Genomic DNA, 13683 nt, shown 5'->3' with positions numbered 1-13683 from the left:
CTTGGACGAGGCGAAAACCGCGTCCAAGCCTCAAATGTGTAAACCATGTCCCCGGTTTACTATGTAAACGATGTCTCCGGTCGTACACCCGCGAAGAGGCCGGCGCGGCCCGCCTCAATCCCTGATCAACGCTCGATCGCCAACGCCACACCCTGGCCGCCGCCAATGCACAACGTGGCCAGGCCTTTCTTGGCATCGCGCTTGATCATTTCATGCAGCAGGGTAACCAGCACCCGGCAGCCCGATGCACCAATCGGGTGACCCAGGGCAATCGCCCCGCCATTCACGTTGACCCGCGCCGCATCCCATTCCAGCGCCTTGCCCACCGCCAGTGCCTGTGCGGCGAAGGCTTCGTTGGCCTCGATCAGGTCCAGTTCGCCCAGTTGCCAGCCGGCCTTGTCGAGGCAACGTTGGGTCGCCGTTACCGGGCCAATGCCCATGATTGCTGGGTCGACGCCGGCACTGGCGTATGCGGCAATCTTTGCCAGTACGGGCAGGCCCAGCGCCTTGGCCTTGGCCGCGCTCATCAGTAGCACCGCGGCGGCGCCGTCATTGAGGCTGGAGGCATTGCCCGCGGTGACGCTGCCGTCTTTCTTGAAGGCCGGGCGCAGTTTGGCCAGGGATTCGGCGGTGGTGTCCGGGCGTGGCTGTTCGTCACGGTCGAAGACCTTGGGGTCACCCTTTTTCTGCGGCATCACGATCGGCGTGATTTCGTCCGTGAAGCGGCCGGCTTCGATGGCCGCTACCGCCTTGCGCTGCGATTCGGCGGCGAACGCGTCCTGTTGTTCACGGCTGAGGCTGTATTTCTCGACCAGGTTTTCCGCCGTGATGCCCATGTGGTAGTCGTTGAACGCATCCCACAGCCCGTCGGTGATCATGCTGTCGATCAACTGACCGTGGCCCATGCGCTGGCCCGTGCGGGCGGAGGGCATGACGTACGGGGCCAGGCTCATGTTTTCCTGGCCGCCGGCGATCACTACCTCGGCGTCGCCGCAGCGGATGGCCTGGGCTGCCAGGTGCAATGCCTTGAGGCCGGAGCCGCAGACTTTGTTCAGGGTCAGCGCCGGCACGCTGTAGGGCAGGCCGGCCTTGATCGCGGCCTGGCGGGCGGGGTTCTGCCCGGCACCGGCGGTGAGTACCTGGCCGAGGATCACTTCGTCGACCTGCGCCGGGTCCAGCCCGGTCTGCTCCAGCAGGCGCTTGATCACGGCCGCGCCGAGGTCGACGGCGGGCACGTTGGCCAGGGCGCCCTGGAAGCTGCCGATGGCGGTACGGGTTGCGGCGACGATGACCACATCGTTCATCTTGTTGTTCTCCGTGTGCGGGTGGGCGCCGAGCGGGCGCGGTGCCTTCAGCTTCGGTGGGTTTGGCTCATTTGTTAAGTTTGTTTTTCTTTGCCATTGATGTGAAAAGCAAATGAATGGCTTCTCTGCAGGAAACAGGCAAACCCTGCGCCGCTGGCTAAGCTTGATGGGGCTTGGACGCGCATCGTGTTGTTTCACTCAACTGATTGGAGCTCATAGCCATGCGTACCCTGATTGCCATCACCTTGCTTCTCGGCTGCAGCAGCGCATTCGCCGCCACTCAATGCACCACCGCTGACAAAAGCACCTGGCAAGATCCGGAAAAGTTCCAGGCCCAGCTCGAGGAGCAGGGTTACACGATCAACAAGTTCAAAGTCACCAAAGGCAACTGCTACGAAATCTACGGCTTGAACAAGGAAGGCAAGAAGGTCGAGATCTACCATGACCCGGTCACTGGAAAGGCGGTCAAGACCGAGATCGAAGACTGATGTCGAGATGCCCCTGTGGGAGCGGCTGAAGCCGCTGCCACAGGTTAGGATTCGCGGCTTAGGCGAAGGGTTTAGATCGCCGGGCACTGGTGGGTGACGCAGTGGATGCCGCCACCGCCTGCGGCGATCGCATCGATGTCCAGCTGCACGATATCGCGCCCTGGATACAACACGGCCAGCAATGCCCGCGCCCTCTCGTCAGCCTGAGCATCGCCGAACTGCGGGGCGATGATCGCGCCATTGATGACGAAGTAATTGATATAGCCCGCCGCGAAGTCGGCATGCTTGCTGAACCTGTTGCGGCGTCCGCGCAGCGGTGGCGAAACCAGGTGTACCTGCAGGGTCCGGCCCTCGGCGTCGGTCGCCTGCTTGAGAATGTCCAGGTGCTTGCGGGTCACGTCGTAATCAGCTCGCCCTCGTCGGGCATGAACCAGCGCCCCGGCTCGTCGGCGCGGGCCAGGCCCAGCGGCAGGCCGAGGCCGGCGCCAAGGCCAGCAGCCAGGGACAATTGCAGGAAGGTTCTACGGTTTGGCATGTGTCAGTCCTGTGCAGTCTTGAAGCGCGTCCACACCCGCATGCGTGCGCGCATGTCGGCTTGCGGGATGTCACGGCCCGGGATCAGGCGGGCGTAAGTGGCTTCGTCGAGGTAGATGTCGGGGTTGTCGCGCATCTGCGGGTCGACCGCCTGGCGTGCCTTGGCACTCGCCGTCGGGTAGCCGGTGAAGTTGCTGATCGCGGCCATGTTCGCCGGGCGCATGACAAAGTTGATGAAACGATAGGCGTATTCGGGATGCTTGGCGTCGGCGGGGATGGCCATGGTGTCCATCCACACCGTGGTGCCCTGGCGCGGGACGCGGTACTGGAAGTCCAGCGCCTTGCCGGCAGCCGTCGCCGTACGTTGGGCCTGGATCACATCGCCGCTGTAGCCCAGCGACAGGCAGAGGTTTTCGTTGACCAGTTCGGTCACCGGCTGGGACTGGAACTTGCGAATGTACGGGCGTACTGCCTTGAGCAGTTCGCTGGCTGCGGCCAGGTCTTCACGCTTGGCGCTGCGCGGCTCACGGCCCAGGTAATGGAGGACCACGGCCAGCACTTCGTCTGGCGAGTCAATCACCGAGATTCCACAGTCGGCGAACTTGGCCGCCAGTTCTGGTTTGAACAGCAGGTCGAGGTCGTCCAGCGGCGCATCTGGCATGCGCTCGCGGATTTTGGCGGCGTTGACCGTCAGGCCGATGGTGCCCCAGGTGTAGGGCACGGTCGCCTGGCTGGCCTTGGGGTATTGCGCATGCAACTTGCGCAGGCCGGGTTCGATGTCGTCCAGCGCCTCAAGTCGTGCAGGGTCGAGCGGCTGCAGGCTGCCGGCGCGCATCAGGCGTTCGGCCACGGTGTCGCCAGGGAACACCAGGTCGTAGCCGCTGCGCCCGGACATCAGCTTGGCTTCGAGCACCTCGCTGCCGTCCATCACGTCATAGATCACCTGGATGCCGGTCTGGGCGGTGAACTGCTTGAGGGTGTCCTCGGCGAAATAGTCTGCCCAGTTGTACAGGCGCAACGTCGGTTGGTCGGCGTGACCCTGGCTGGTGCACAGTGCCAGAGCGAGCGCGGCCATAGCAGGCAGCTTCATGGTCAGGTCCTCGCGACGTGGGGGTGGGTGCCGTCCAGGGTTAGCAGCGGCGCGTACATTTCCGGGCGGCGATCGCGGTAGATGCCCCAGCTCAGGCGGTCTTCGCGCATGCGCGCAAGGTCCAGGTCGTGCAGCCAGATGCCGCTGCTGCCGCGGTCTGCTTCGGTGAGCAGCGCACCCTTGTGGTCGCAGATGAACGATGAGCCGTAGAAGCGCATGGCCAGTGATTCGTCGGTTTGCGCCACTTCGCGGCCCACGCGATTGGCGGCGACCACCGGCAGCAGGTTGGCGGCGGCATGGCCGCGCATGGCGACCTGCCAATGGTCGCGCGAATCCAGTTCGGCGGCGCCGGGTTCGGAGCCGATGGCGGTCGGGAACAACAGCACTTCGGCGCCCATCAACGCCAGGCAGCGGGCAGTCTCGGGGAACCACTGGTCCCAGCAGATGCCGATGCCCAGGCGGCCGAAGGCGGTGTCCCAGACCTTGAAGCCTGTGTCGCCCGGGCTGAAGTATTCCTTCTCCTGATAGCCGATGGCATTGGGGATATGGGTCTTGCGGTAGACCCCGAGCAGGCGGCCGTCGGCGTCGGCCACGGTCAGCGAATTGAAGAAGGCATTGCCGGCCCGCTCGTACCAGCTAAGCGGCAATACCACGCCCAGTTCGCCGGCGAGGGCGGCGAAGCGTTGCAGCGTAGGGCTGTGCGGGTACGGCTCGGCCAGGGCTTGGTGGCGGTGGTCCTGCTCGATGCAGAAGTACGGCGTGGCGAACAGCTCCTGCAGCAGGATCACCTGGGCCCCTTGTGCGGCGGCCTGGCGCACCAGTTGCTCGGCGCGGTCAAGGTTGTCGGGCAGGTTCCAACTGCACGACATCTGCGTGGTGGCGACGCGCAGCAGGCTCATCGGCAGACCTCCGGCTGTTGCTGGGTGATGCAATGGATGCCGCCACCGCCGTGGGCGATATGGTCGATGCGCACCGGCACGATCTCCCGGCCCGGGAAGGCGTGAGCCAGTTGTGCGGCGGCTTCGGCGTCGGCAGCGATGCCGTAGGCCGGCATGATGATCGCGCCGTTGGCGATGTAGAAGTTGGTGTAGGACGCGCAGAATACTTCGGCGTCCTGATCGACCGCGGCGCTGGCCTCGTACAGGTCGAGCAGTTCGAAATGCCGGCCCTGGGCGTCGGTGGCCAGCGCCAAGGCGCGGCGGTTTTCGCGCACCACTTCGGCATAGACCGACCCCTGGTCATGGGTGGCATCGACCAGCAGCACGCCGGGGCGGGCAAAGGCGCACACGCCATCGACGTGGCCGTCGGTCATGTCGCCGGTCACGTACTGCGGGTCGCCCGGCAGCCAGATGGTCTTGTTGACGCCCAGGAAGCGGGCGAAGCATTGCTCGAAATCGGCCTTGCTGATGCCGGGGTTGCGGTTGGGGTTGAGCAGTACCGATTCGGTAGTGATCAGCGTGCCTTCGCCATCCACATGGATCGCACCGCCTTCGTTGCACAAGGGTGTACTGAAACCGTCCAGGCCCAGGTGGTCGAGCATGCGTCGGCCCAGACTGCGGTCGTGGCCATGCTGGGACTTGCCGCCCCAGGCATTGAAGCGCCAGCTCAGCCCGGCGAGGCCATGTTGTGGATGGCAGAGGAAGCTGGGTCCGCTGTCACGGCACCAGCTGTCGTCAACGGCCAGCGCGATCAGCTCGATGTTGGCACCGCACAGGGCGCGAGCGCTTTCCAGTGCAGAGGGATCAACGACCATTTTCACCGGCTCGAAGCGGGCGATGGCGGCGGCGACGCGAGCATAGTCGCGTTGCACGTCGGCCAGGTTGACGTTCCAGCCGTTTTCCCAGAGGGCTTGATTGTGTGGCCAGATCATCCAGGTGGCAGCGTGGCGGGCCCATTCGGCGGGCATGCGCCAGCCGCTGTCGAGGGACAGGTGCATAGAGAACTCCGATCTATTAAGGATTTTTATCAACGAAGCCCGCCGTCGCGGGTGTTGGTGTCAATGCTATGGCTATGAAGTGGGCGCGGCAAACGATAGATTTAGTGCATATCTGATCAGCAGGGCTTATCGATCATGCTCAAACAGTGGCCACCCCTCAATGCGCTCAGAGGCTTCGAAGCGGCTGCGCGGCTCGGCAGTTTTCACAAGGCTGCCGAGGCGCTCAACCTCACCCAGTCCGCCATCAGCCAACAGATTCGCAGCCTGGAGTCCTACCTGGAACAGCCGTTGTTCCACCGTGCCGGCCGCAGCGTGAGCCTCACCGATGCCGGGCATGACCTGCTCAGCACCACCCAGTCGCTGCTGCAGCACCTGGCCGTGGGTATTCGCCGACTGGAGCAATACCGCAAGCCCAACCAACTGGTGGTCAACACCAGCCCGGCCTTCGCCCGGCACTGGCTACTGCCGCGGCTCGCTGATTTTCATCAGCGCTGCCCGGAGGTGGACTTGTGGCTGTTCACCAGTTTCGAAGTGCCGGACATGGCCACCGAGACCATCGACCTGGCCATCCGCGACGACCTGAGTGCGCAGGCCGAATGCAGTTTCAGCATGTTGCATCAGGATAGGTTGTATCCGGCTTGCCACCCCTCGCTGGTGTCTTCGGCTGCACGCACCACCTTGCACGGTGAACGGGAAATGGACTGGAGCCACTGGCAGCTGGAGGGTGGCGAAAATGTCGGGCAGCAGGGCAAGGGGCTGAACTTCTCCGACCCCGGTTTGTTGCTGGATGCCGCCAGTGAAGGGCTGGGTATCGCCCTGGTCAGCCAGTTGCTGGCCCAGCGTGCGGTGCAGGAGGGGCGCTTGCAGGCGCTCTCGGCGCAGCGCGTGCGTGGGCCAGCATGGGCCTGCCTGGTGCATCGCGATAGCCAGGACGATCCCTTGGCGCGGCGCTTTCTGCAGTGGCTGCAAAGCCAGCTGGCGGAGCAAGCGCCGTTTTGCATCCCCTCAAACACCCCGTAATATGTGTCGGATAACCTGCGGGGGTAGTCTCACCCTCTGATCAAACGGAATCGCCCAGGGCGGCGCTTCCCTGCATAAACCTGACGAGGTACAGACATTGGCCATCATTCATCCTAAGGTTCGCGGTTTCATCTGCACCACGACTCACCCGAAGGGCTGCGAGCTCAACGTCCGTGACCAGATCGAAGCCACCCGCAAGCTGGGCGTGCGCGAGGATGGCCCGAAGAAGGTCCTGGTCATCGGCGCATCCAGCGGCTACGGCCTGGCAGCGCGCATCACCGCGGCCTTCGGCTTCAAGGCCGACACCCTGGGCGTGTTCTTCGAAAAACCAGGCACTGAGACCAAACCCGGTACCGCCGGCTGGTACAACGCGGCTGCTTTCGACAAGTTCGCCAAGGCCGAGGGCCTGTACAGCAAGTCGATCAATGGTGACGCCTTCTCCGACGAAGCCCGCGCCAAGGTCATCGAGCTGATCAAGAACGAAATGGGCGGCCAGGTCGACCTGGTCATCTACTCCCTGGCCTCGCCGGTGCGCAAGCTGCCGCAGACCGGTGAAGTGATCCGTTCCGCACTCAAGCCGATCGGCCAGCCGTACAAGTCGACCGCCATCGACACCAACAAGGACACCATCATCGAGGCCAGCATCGAGCCGGCCACCGAGCAGGAAATCGCCGACACCGTCACCGTCATGGGCGGCCAGGACTGGGAACTGTGGATCGATGCCCTGAACGCCGCTGGTGTGCTCGCGCCACAGGCCCGTACCGTTGCCTTCAGCTACATCGGCACCGAGATCACCTGGCCGATCTACTGGCACGGCGCCCTGGGCAAGGCCAAGCAGGACCTGGACGAAACGGCCGAGCGCCTGGCCAAGAAAGTCGGCGGCAGCGCCAACGTAGCCGTGCTCAAGTCGGTGGTCACCCAGGCCAGCTCGGCCATTCCGGTCATGCCGCTGTACCTGTCGATGGTCTTCAAGATCATGCAGGAGAAGGGCGTTCACGAAGGTACTCAGGATCAGCTGGACCGCATGTTCCGTGACCGCATGTACCGTGCCGACGGCGCGCCGGCGGAGCTGGACGAGAAGGGCCGCCTGCGCCTGGACGACTGGGAACTGCGCGACGACGTGCAGGACGCCTGCAAGGCCATGTGGCCGCAGGTGACCACCGAGAACCTGTTCGAACTGACCGACTACGCCGGTTACAAGAAGCAGTTCCTCAACCTGTTCGGCTTCGAGCGCGCTGACGTCAACTACGACGAAGACGTGGCGACCGATGTGAAGTTCGACTGCATCGAGGTATAAGCTGAATCTGGGCTGCCCCCTTCGCGGGCGGTCCGACGCCTCGGCAAGCCCGCTCCCACAGTGGAGTACCTGTGGGAGCGGGCTTGCCGAGGCGTCGGACCGCCCGCGAAGAGGCCAGTACAGACACAAGATTTTTTGCTAGCGTTGGCGCATAACAACAGGAAGCGCGCCATGAGCAGCCTCGCCCAACCGGCCACGCCCTTTCGCCAGACCGCAGCCGACGGTTACAGCCTCGGTGGTTTCTGCTGGCGCCACGCCCAGGCCAACCCCCAGCGCCCGCTGGTGATCATCAACGCTGCCACGTCCGTGCGCTGCCGTTACTACGCCCGCTTTGCCGACTACTTGTTCGCCCAAGGCTGCGACGTCCTTACCTACGACTACCGTGGCATCGGCGAATCCCGGCCACCGTCCTTGCGTGGGTTCCAGGCCTCGTGGAGCGACTGGGGCCGGCTGGATTTCGAGGCCATGCTCGCACACGCCGCGCAGGCGTTTCCTGGCCAAACGGTGGATGTCGTCGGGCACAGCTTTGGCGGTTGCGCCGTAGGGCTGGCGCCTTCAGCGGGGCAGGTCCGGCGGTTAGTGATGGTGGGCGCGCAGTTCGCCTACTGGCGCGATTACGCGGCCGATCAGCGTTGGCGGCTGTTTGGCAAATGGCATGTGGTGATGCCGTTGCTGACCCGTGCATTCGGCTACTTCCCCGGCAAGCGCCTGGGCTGGATGGAAGACACGCCGGCAGGCGTGGTGCAGGACTGGACTGCCCGTACTCCACGCTATGAGCACAGGCCCAGCGGGCAAAGCCTGGAGTGGGTGCCGTTTGCAACGGTGCAGGCTGCAACGCTGGCGATCAGCCTGACCGATGACCCGTTTGGCACGGTGGAAGCTACCGAGCGATTGCTAGCTTATGTGCAGGGTGCCGAGCGTCGGCATCTGCGGATCGCGCCTGTGGATATCTCGGTCGAGGAAATTGGCCACTTCGCGTTCTTCCATGATCGGTTCCGCGACAGCTTGTGGCCGCTTGCGCTGCAGTGGTTGCAACGCGGCAAGTTGGTGGCAGACGGGCCGGGACAGATCATCAGCTGATGGTGCCGGCCCGGCCTGTTGGCATCAGGCGTTGCGCGAAAGCGGCTGCGCGGTGAACTTCACGCCCGCCAGCCCATGCTTGATCAGCGCGCGGATGTTGCCATGGTCAGTGCCTTCTGGCGTAGCCAGCACATCGCGGTAGTGCTCGCCGAAGGCCAGCAGGGCCTCCTGATCGCTCAAACCTTCCAGCAGGGCCAGGCCCAGGGTCTTGCACGAGCCTTCGTTCTGCCCGGCGGCATTTTCCACGCCGCCATTGTTGAAGGCTTGGGGCTGGTAGCTGTAGTTGCCGGTAATGAACGCCAGGGTGTCGGCAAAGGCGTGTTCGCCGCTGGCCAAGCTGGCACGCAGAGTATTCAGATCAGTCACGAGGTTTTCCTTTTTCAAATGCCGCCTGCTGGTCGGCACTGGCTTCTTTCTGGTACTGGGCTTTCCACTCGGCGTAGGGCATGCCATACACCGATTCACGGGCGTCATCCAGGCTGATGTCGACCTGACGCTCGTCGGCCGCGGCCTTGTACCACTTGGACAGGCAGTTGCGGCAGAAACCGGAGAGGTTCATCAGGTCGATGTTCTGCACATCGGTGCGCTTCTGCAGATGGTCGACCAGGCGCCGGAAGGCGGCGGCTTCGAGTTCGAGCTGTTGTTGGGGCGTCATGGGTTTCTCTCAGGTCATGCGATTCTTCAGGTGACGGCCACCGTTGATGACCACCTGGCTGCCGGTGCTGTACTGGCTGGCAAGGAGGTACTTGACCGTCTCGATCAGTGGCCCGGCGCCGGGTTCGAATGGCAGCAGGGCCTTTTGCAGGGTCTGCTGGCGGTAGGCGTCGTCACCCCCTTCCTTGAGGATCAGCAGCCCAGGCAGGATACCGTTGACGTGCACCTTGGGCGCGTATTTTTCGGCGAACGACAGCACCATGTTCTGCAGCGCGGCCTTGGTCGCGGCATAGCCGATATGGCTCTTGCTGCCCCGTGAAGAGGTTTCGTCACAGATGTGGATGATGTCGGCCTTGTCGACCTTGGCCAGTAGATCGCCCAGGGCCAGGTTCAAGTGGTACGGCGCTTCGATGTGCAGGCGGAACATGGTCTCGAGGTTGTCCAGGCCATCGTCCAGCCACAGCGAGGCGTTGTGGATGATCGCGCGCAGCCCGTCGTAGTGCTGCTGAAGATGATCGATCAGTGCCTGGCGGTCGCTCGCCTGGCACAGGTCGGCCTGGAAGTGCACGATGTTCGGATGCGCGGACTGCGGCTGAACACTGCGGCTGGCACTGACCACATTATGGCCGGCCTCTGCCAGTTCAAGGGCCAAGGCCAGCCCGACGCGCTGGCTGGCTCCGGTAACGAGAATTGGGCTATTCATGTGCGGGCGGTCAACTTGTCTTTCCTGTCGTTGCCGTCCAGCATACCCGAACTGATTCCCTCTTGTATGGCCTGCTCTCAACGGCCGCGCAGTGCCGTGCCAGTTGGTGGCGAGGCGTGCAGCCAGCTGGCTAGCAGGCGGGTCGAGAGGGGTATGAACAGGTAGACCATCAGCGGCGTCAGGGCAAGGGTGCTGAGCATCACCCGCAGCACCAAGTCCAGGCCGGCCAGCCAATGGCCGAAAACAACATTGAACAGCAGTGATACCGGGAAGAATGCTAGCCAGATCGCGACAGCCTGCTTCCAACGCGGCGGTTTTTGCACCGTATTGGCGCCGAACCAATCATCTATGCCGCTCACGCGCCTCTCTTTGGGGCGTTCGAACAGGCCGTTGCCGCGCTGCAGCCAGGCCCGGCGCGAGGCGGAATGTTCCCACGCTTGCAGGGTGGGTTCGTCGCTGAAACGGAAGATGATCTGGAATTCATCGCCAGCGCAGGGTGGGGCGAGGATGCCCGAGCCAAGGTAGCCAGGGAAGTCGGTGGCGAGCTGTTCGCCTTCGTGCAGCCAGGCCAGCAGGTCCTGGTAACGGCCATGGGCGGCGCGGCGCGACACCATCAGGGTGACGGGTGGGGTAGACATCGTGTATCTCCTGGCGGCGGGGCTGGCGGATAGCCTGCCCCTTGACTGCGTAACCCGGGGTGATGGGCAACGTAGGCATTCATGCAAGAATCGGACGCGAATTATCGCGTAGGTGCGGTGATTGGCCAATATCTAGTGGTAAATGGTTGCTAACCTTTGACGTATCCCGTCGTAGTAGAATGCGCATTCAATTACCGCGCACAGGTTACTCAGTGCAGATGAACAAACAGGGACGTACTGCTCAAGCCGAGGCAGGGCTGGAACACCAGGACCTTTTTCCGATCCGTGAAGTTTCCCGGCTCACCGGCGTCAATGCCGTTACCTTGCGTGCCTGGGAGCGGCGTTATGGGCTGATCCTGCCTACCCGCACCGACAGCGGCCACCGGCTGTACTCGCAGGCGGATATCGACGATATCCGTCGCATCCTCGGTTGGCTCGAGCGCGGCGTTGCAGTGAGCAAGGTCGGCAGCATCCTGGCCCGCGGCCAGGCCCAAGTGCAGGACACGCTTGCGGGCGATTGCGCTGCCAGCTGGCAAGCGCAAGTGCGCGAGGCGGTGCAACGCTTCGATATCGCCAGCCTGGGCCGGCTGTTCGACCAGGTGTTCGCCGCCGTCAGCCAGGACCAGGTGTTCACTGAGGTGTTCATGCCTGTCTGGCATGACCTGGCGGCGGGGCAGGGGGCGTTCGGCCAGGCCAGTGAATGGCTGTTCCTCGATCAGTTTCTGCGGGCCCGAGTGTTCTCACGCCTGCAACTGGCTCGTGGCGGGCGCACCCGCAGTGTGCTGCTGGCGCCCTTGCCCGGGCAGTGCTTCGAGTTGGAATTGTTGGTTACCGGCCTGCTGCTGTGCAGCGACGATGTCGGGGTAACCTTGTTGATGCCCGGACAGCCGCTGGATGAACTGGCGGTGGTCTGTAGCAGGCTCAGGCCGGATGCCGTGGTGCTGTTCTCCAATCACCTCCCCACTGCCGAACTGGGCAAACGTTTGAGCCGTCTGGCCGTGGCGCTGGAGTGCCCGTTGCTTCTGGCCGGCGAGGCCGCGGAGATGGCCCAGGAGCGTCTGGCGGGCAGTCCGGTAGCCTGTCTCGGCGCGGAGGGTGCCGTGATGCGGTTGCGGTTGCGGCAATACCTCGCCGGTCAGCTCGATACCTGAGCGTGCAGCTCCGGGTGGGCCTGGCGATGGGCTTGAAGGATGTATTCACGCAGCCGTTCGATTTCTTCGTCTGCGCTGCGGCTGAGGTCGTAGGCCGCAAGGTCCGGCCCGATACGCCGGCGTAGCCTGCCGTGAAGGCTAATTGGCGGGATTCCCGCTGGCGCGAAGCGCAGGTCGAAACGCGTGGGCGCTTCCGGCAGGCCGCGGACTTCCAGCAGCGCACCTTTGAACGAAATATCGCGCACGAACAGTCCACTGACCTTGCCCCGTGCATCGAGCAACGCGCTTGGCTGGTCCATCGACAGGCGCCAGGGGCGCAACATCGGGCCGTCTTCGTAGATTTCCGGCGAGCCGATCTGCAGGTGTACGGCGTGGAATTCGTCTTCCACCAGCTGCAACGGGAAACTGATTTGCTGATTGTTGAACTGTGCCTGCAAGGTCACCTGCTCGTTGGCGACCAGGCGGGTCAACAAGGACTGGATGCGATGGTCGCCATTGACCCGTAGGCTCGACACGGGGTCGGCCAGGTTCAATTGCGGGGAATGCTGCATGTCCTGGATGAAATCCAGCTCGTCCTGGGTCAAAAGCGCATCGGCGTGCATGATCGAACTCGGTGGTGACGATTTCTTCAACGGGATTGACCGTGCCGTAGGCGCTTGGTTCAGAGGTGTTCGTCAGAATTTCGACGAGCGTTCAATTCTGCCAGTTCACGTTCCAGCTCGACCTGACGGCTGACGTCCTTCTGGATACCGATGAAATAGGTGCGCTGGTCGGCATCGCTCCTCACCGGGGTGATTGACAGCTCGTTCCAGAATGCACTGCCGTCCTTGCGGTAGTTGCGCAGCACTTCGCGGCACGGGCGGCCCTCGCTCAGGGCCTTGCGGATACGTGCGCGGCCGAGCTGGTCGCGGTCATCGGCCTGCAGGAAGCGGCAGTCCTGGTAAAGGATCTCATCACGGCTGAAGCCGGTCAGGCGTTCGAACGCAGCGTTCACGTAGATCAGGATGGTGTCTTCACCCTCCTGTTCGGCAACGACGATCCCGTCGTTGGACGCGTCGACCATGGATTGCAGCAATTGCGCGTTGATCATGCCCTGGCCTTTCACAGAGGGGGACTTTGGTAGGTGCGGCCTTGTGCCACCGTTGAATGCTAGTATCCTACGTTTTCACTCAGTTTCGGAATCCACTTCCCGATGAAAGTCGCCATTATTTCCGGCTCGGTGTACGGCACCGCCGAAGAAGTCGCCCGCCATGCCGAATCCCTGCTCAAGGCTGCAGGCTTCGAGGCCTGGCACGCGGCACGCGCCACTCAGCAGGACCTCGAAGGTTTTGCCCCTGAAGCGTTGCTGGCAGTGACTTCGACCACTGGCATGGGCGAGCTGCCGGATAACCTCATGCCGCTGTACAGTGCAATTCGCGACACATTGCCTGCCGCCTGGCGCGGTCTGCCGGGGGCGGTGATCGCCCTGGGCGATTCCAGTTATGGCGATACCTACTGCGGTGGCGGTGAGCAGATGCGTGAGCTGTTCGCCGAGCTTGGCGTGCGAGAAGTTCAGCCGATGCTCAAGCTCGATGCCAGCGAAACGGTCACCCCAGAGACCGATGCCGAGCCTTGGCTGGCAGCGTTTGCCCAGGCCTTGAAGGCCTGAGGCGAGCCAGCAGAGTGACCGTTCGTGCCACTGACTCGCTCGGTCATCAAGCTGGCTGGCAACGCAAGTTTCACCGGCATTGCGCCTGACTAGACTCAGCCTCGACATAGAGAGCACATGTATGTGCCGAGGTGACATGC

Annotated in this window: 17 protein-coding genes and 1 pseudogene; 6 read left to right on the top strand and 12 right to left on the bottom strand. The window is 63.3% G+C overall.

Features of this window, described 5'->3' with window-relative positions; all coding sequences use genetic code 11:
* Window positions 1–125: 125 nt before the first annotated feature.
* Complete coding sequence (locus ACZ6YA_RS12705) at window positions 126–1304, bottom strand: acetyl-CoA C-acetyltransferase (protein WP_465897454.1); 1179 nt, start codon at window positions 1302–1304, stop codon at window positions 126–128.
* A gap of 221 nt (window positions 1305–1525) precedes the next feature.
* Here ACZ6YA_RS12705 and ACZ6YA_RS12700 point away from each other — a divergent pair, with 221 nt between their 5' ends.
* Window positions 1526–1792 (top strand): PepSY domain-containing protein, encoded by a 267-nt coding sequence (locus tag ACZ6YA_RS12700; RefSeq protein ID WP_465897453.1) that lies wholly within the window; start codon window positions 1526–1528, stop codon window positions 1790–1792.
* Window positions 1793–1863: 71 nt separating this feature from the next.
* Here ACZ6YA_RS12700 and ACZ6YA_RS12695 read toward each other — a convergent pair.
* The 5 genes and pseudogenes from ACZ6YA_RS12695 to ACZ6YA_RS12675 all read right to left on the bottom strand — a co-directional run.
* A pseudogene (locus tag ACZ6YA_RS12695) lies at window positions 1864–2199 on the bottom strand (agmatine deiminase family protein); the annotation flags it as partial.
* Window positions 2187–2327, bottom strand: coding sequence for a twin-arginine translocation signal domain-containing protein (locus tag ACZ6YA_RS12690; protein ID WP_465897452.1), 141 nt, complete (start codon window positions 2325–2327; stop codon window positions 2187–2189). The gene ACZ6YA_RS12690 and the pseudogene ACZ6YA_RS12695, both read right to left, overlap by 13 nt.
* Window positions 2328–2330: 3 nt before the next feature.
* A complete protein-coding gene (locus ACZ6YA_RS12685; RefSeq protein WP_465897451.1) occupies window positions 2331–3416 on the bottom strand; it encodes an extracellular solute-binding protein in 1086 nt (361 codons plus the stop codon).
* Between the two features lie 2 nt (window positions 3417–3418).
* On the bottom strand, window positions 3419–4315 hold the full coding sequence (gene aguB, locus ACZ6YA_RS12680) for an N-carbamoylputrescine amidase (protein ID WP_465897450.1): 897 nt from the start codon (window positions 4313–4315) through the stop codon (window positions 3419–3421).
* Window positions 4312–5352: an agmatine deiminase family protein gene (locus ACZ6YA_RS12675; protein ID WP_465897449.1), complete on the bottom strand. Its 1041-nt coding sequence runs from the start codon at window positions 5350–5352 to the stop codon at window positions 4312–4314. Before ACZ6YA_RS12675 ends, aguB begins: the two co-directional genes overlap by 4 nt.
* A 135-nt stretch (window positions 5353–5487) precedes the next feature.
* Here ACZ6YA_RS12675 and ACZ6YA_RS12670 point away from each other — a divergent pair, with 135 nt between their 5' ends.
* The 3 genes from ACZ6YA_RS12670 to ACZ6YA_RS12660 all read left to right on the top strand — a co-directional run bounded on the left by ACZ6YA_RS12670 (window position 5488) and on the right by ACZ6YA_RS12660 (window position 8749).
* Window positions 5488–6372: a LysR substrate-binding domain-containing protein gene (locus ACZ6YA_RS12670; protein WP_465897448.1), complete on the top strand. Its 885-nt coding sequence runs from the start codon at window positions 5488–5490 to the stop codon at window positions 6370–6372.
* A gap of 97 nt (window positions 6373–6469) precedes the next feature.
* Window positions 6470–7669 carry an enoyl-ACP reductase FabV gene (fabV, locus tag ACZ6YA_RS12665; RefSeq protein ID WP_465897446.1) on the top strand — a complete coding sequence of 400 codons (1200 nt, stop codon included), beginning with the start codon at window positions 6470–6472 and terminating at the stop codon, window positions 7667–7669.
* A gap of 171 nt (window positions 7670–7840) precedes the next feature.
* Complete coding sequence (locus ACZ6YA_RS12660; RefSeq protein WP_465897445.1) at window positions 7841–8749, top strand: alpha/beta hydrolase family protein; 909 nt, start codon at window positions 7841–7843, stop codon at window positions 8747–8749.
* Window positions 8750–8773: 24 nt separating this feature from the next.
* Here the strand turns inward: ACZ6YA_RS12660 and ACZ6YA_RS12655 are convergent, their stop codons facing one another.
* The 4 genes from ACZ6YA_RS12655 to ACZ6YA_RS12640 form a co-directional block, all read right to left on the bottom strand.
* The gene (locus ACZ6YA_RS12655; RefSeq protein WP_465897444.1) at window positions 8774–9115 is read right to left on the bottom strand and encodes a HopJ type III effector protein; all 342 of its coding nucleotides are present in this window, start codon (window positions 9113–9115) and stop codon (window positions 8774–8776) included.
* Window positions 9108–9404: a DUF1244 domain-containing protein gene (locus tag ACZ6YA_RS12650; RefSeq protein ID WP_465897443.1), complete on the bottom strand. Its 297-nt coding sequence runs from the start codon at window positions 9402–9404 to the stop codon at window positions 9108–9110. The genes ACZ6YA_RS12655 and ACZ6YA_RS12650 overlap by 8 nt, the downstream gene beginning before the upstream one ends.
* 9 nt (window positions 9405–9413) lie before the next feature.
* Entirely contained in the window at window positions 9414–10106 is a 693-nt protein-coding gene (folM, locus tag ACZ6YA_RS12645) for a dihydromonapterin reductase (RefSeq protein ID WP_465897442.1), read from the bottom strand.
* Window positions 10107–10183: 77 nt separating this feature from the next.
* The gene (locus ACZ6YA_RS12640; protein WP_465897441.1) at window positions 10184–10744 is read right to left on the bottom strand and encodes an antibiotic biosynthesis monooxygenase; all 561 of its coding nucleotides are present in this window, start codon (window positions 10742–10744) and stop codon (window positions 10184–10186) included.
* 218 nt (window positions 10745–10962) lie between these two features.
* Here ACZ6YA_RS12640 and ACZ6YA_RS12635 point away from each other — a divergent pair, with 218 nt between their 5' ends.
* On the top strand, window positions 10963–11895 hold the full coding sequence (locus ACZ6YA_RS12635) for a MerR family transcriptional regulator (protein WP_465897439.1): 933 nt from the start codon (window positions 10963–10965) through the stop codon (window positions 11893–11895).
* On the opposite strand, the gene ACZ6YA_RS12630 is transcribed toward ACZ6YA_RS12635, so the two are convergent.
* Window positions 11880–12497 carry a hypothetical protein gene (locus ACZ6YA_RS12630; protein WP_465897438.1) on the bottom strand — a complete coding sequence of 206 codons (618 nt, stop codon included), beginning with the start codon at window positions 12495–12497 and terminating at the stop codon, window positions 11880–11882. The two genes, ACZ6YA_RS12635 and ACZ6YA_RS12630, sit on opposite strands and share 16 nt — an antisense overlap.
* A gap of 59 nt (window positions 12498–12556) precedes the next feature.
* Window positions 12557–12985: a PAS domain S-box protein gene (locus tag ACZ6YA_RS12625; RefSeq protein WP_465897437.1), complete on the bottom strand. Its 429-nt coding sequence runs from the start codon at window positions 12983–12985 to the stop codon at window positions 12557–12559.
* A gap of 102 nt (window positions 12986–13087) precedes the next feature.
* On the opposite strand from ACZ6YA_RS12625, the gene ACZ6YA_RS12620 reads away from it, so the two are divergent.
* A complete protein-coding gene (locus tag ACZ6YA_RS12620) occupies window positions 13088–13543 on the top strand; it encodes a flavodoxin (protein ID WP_465897436.1) in 456 nt (151 codons plus the stop codon).
* Window positions 13544–13683 lie beyond the last annotated feature (140 nt).

This window comes from Pseudomonas sp. NPDC090752 (assembly GCF_055584805.1).
Note: the sequence above shows the minus strand (reverse complement) of the source record. Positions and strands in the feature narration are given on the sequence as shown.

Bases quoted from the DNA above. Each gene is read 5' to 3' on its own strand.
- ACZ6YA_RS12650 (WP_465897443.1), bottom strand. From the start codon at position 9,404: ATGACGCCCCAACAACAGCTCGAACTCGAAGCCGCCGCCTTCCGGCGC.
- aguB (WP_465897450.1), bottom strand. From the start codon at position 4,315: ATGAGCCTGCTGCGCGTCGCCACCACGCAGATGTCGTGCAGTTGGAAC.
- folM (WP_465897442.1), bottom strand. From the start codon at position 10,106: ATGAATAGCCCAATTCTCGTTACCGGAGCCAGCCAGCGCGTCGGGCTG.
- ACZ6YA_RS12640 (WP_465897441.1), bottom strand. From the start codon at position 10,744: ATGTCTACCCCACCCGTCACCCTGATGGTGTCGCGCCGCGCCGCCCAT.
- ACZ6YA_RS12705 (WP_465897454.1), bottom strand. From the start codon at position 1,304: ATGAACGATGTGGTCATCGTCGCCGCAACCCGTACCGCCATCGGCAGC.
- ACZ6YA_RS12685 (WP_465897451.1), bottom strand. From the start codon at position 3,416: ATGAAGCTGCCTGCTATGGCCGCGCTCGCTCTGGCACTGTGCACCAGC.
- ACZ6YA_RS12675 (WP_465897449.1), bottom strand. From the start codon at position 5,352: ATGCACCTGTCCCTCGACAGCGGCTGGCGCATGCCCGCCGAATGGGCC.
- ACZ6YA_RS12670 (WP_465897448.1), top strand. From the start codon at position 5,488: ATGCTCAAACAGTGGCCACCCCTCAATGCGCTCAGAGGCTTCGAAGCG.
- ACZ6YA_RS12620 (WP_465897436.1), top strand. From the start codon at position 13,088: ATGAAAGTCGCCATTATTTCCGGCTCGGTGTACGGCACCGCCGAAGAA.
- ACZ6YA_RS12700 (WP_465897453.1), top strand. From the start codon at position 1,526: ATGCGTACCCTGATTGCCATCACCTTGCTTCTCGGCTGCAGCAGCGCA.
- ACZ6YA_RS12690 (WP_465897452.1), bottom strand. From the start codon at position 2,327: ATGCCAAACCGTAGAACCTTCCTGCAATTGTCCCTGGCTGCTGGCCTT.
- ACZ6YA_RS12625 (WP_465897437.1), bottom strand. From the start codon at position 12,985: ATGATCAACGCGCAATTGCTGCAATCCATGGTCGACGCGTCCAACGAC.
- ACZ6YA_RS12635 (WP_465897439.1), top strand. From the start codon at position 10,963: ATGAACAAACAGGGACGTACTGCTCAAGCCGAGGCAGGGCTGGAACAC.
- ACZ6YA_RS12630 (WP_465897438.1), bottom strand. From the start codon at position 12,497: ATGCACGCCGATGCGCTTTTGACCCAGGACGAGCTGGATTTCATCCAG.
- ACZ6YA_RS12660 (WP_465897445.1), top strand. From the start codon at position 7,841: ATGAGCAGCCTCGCCCAACCGGCCACGCCCTTTCGCCAGACCGCAGCC.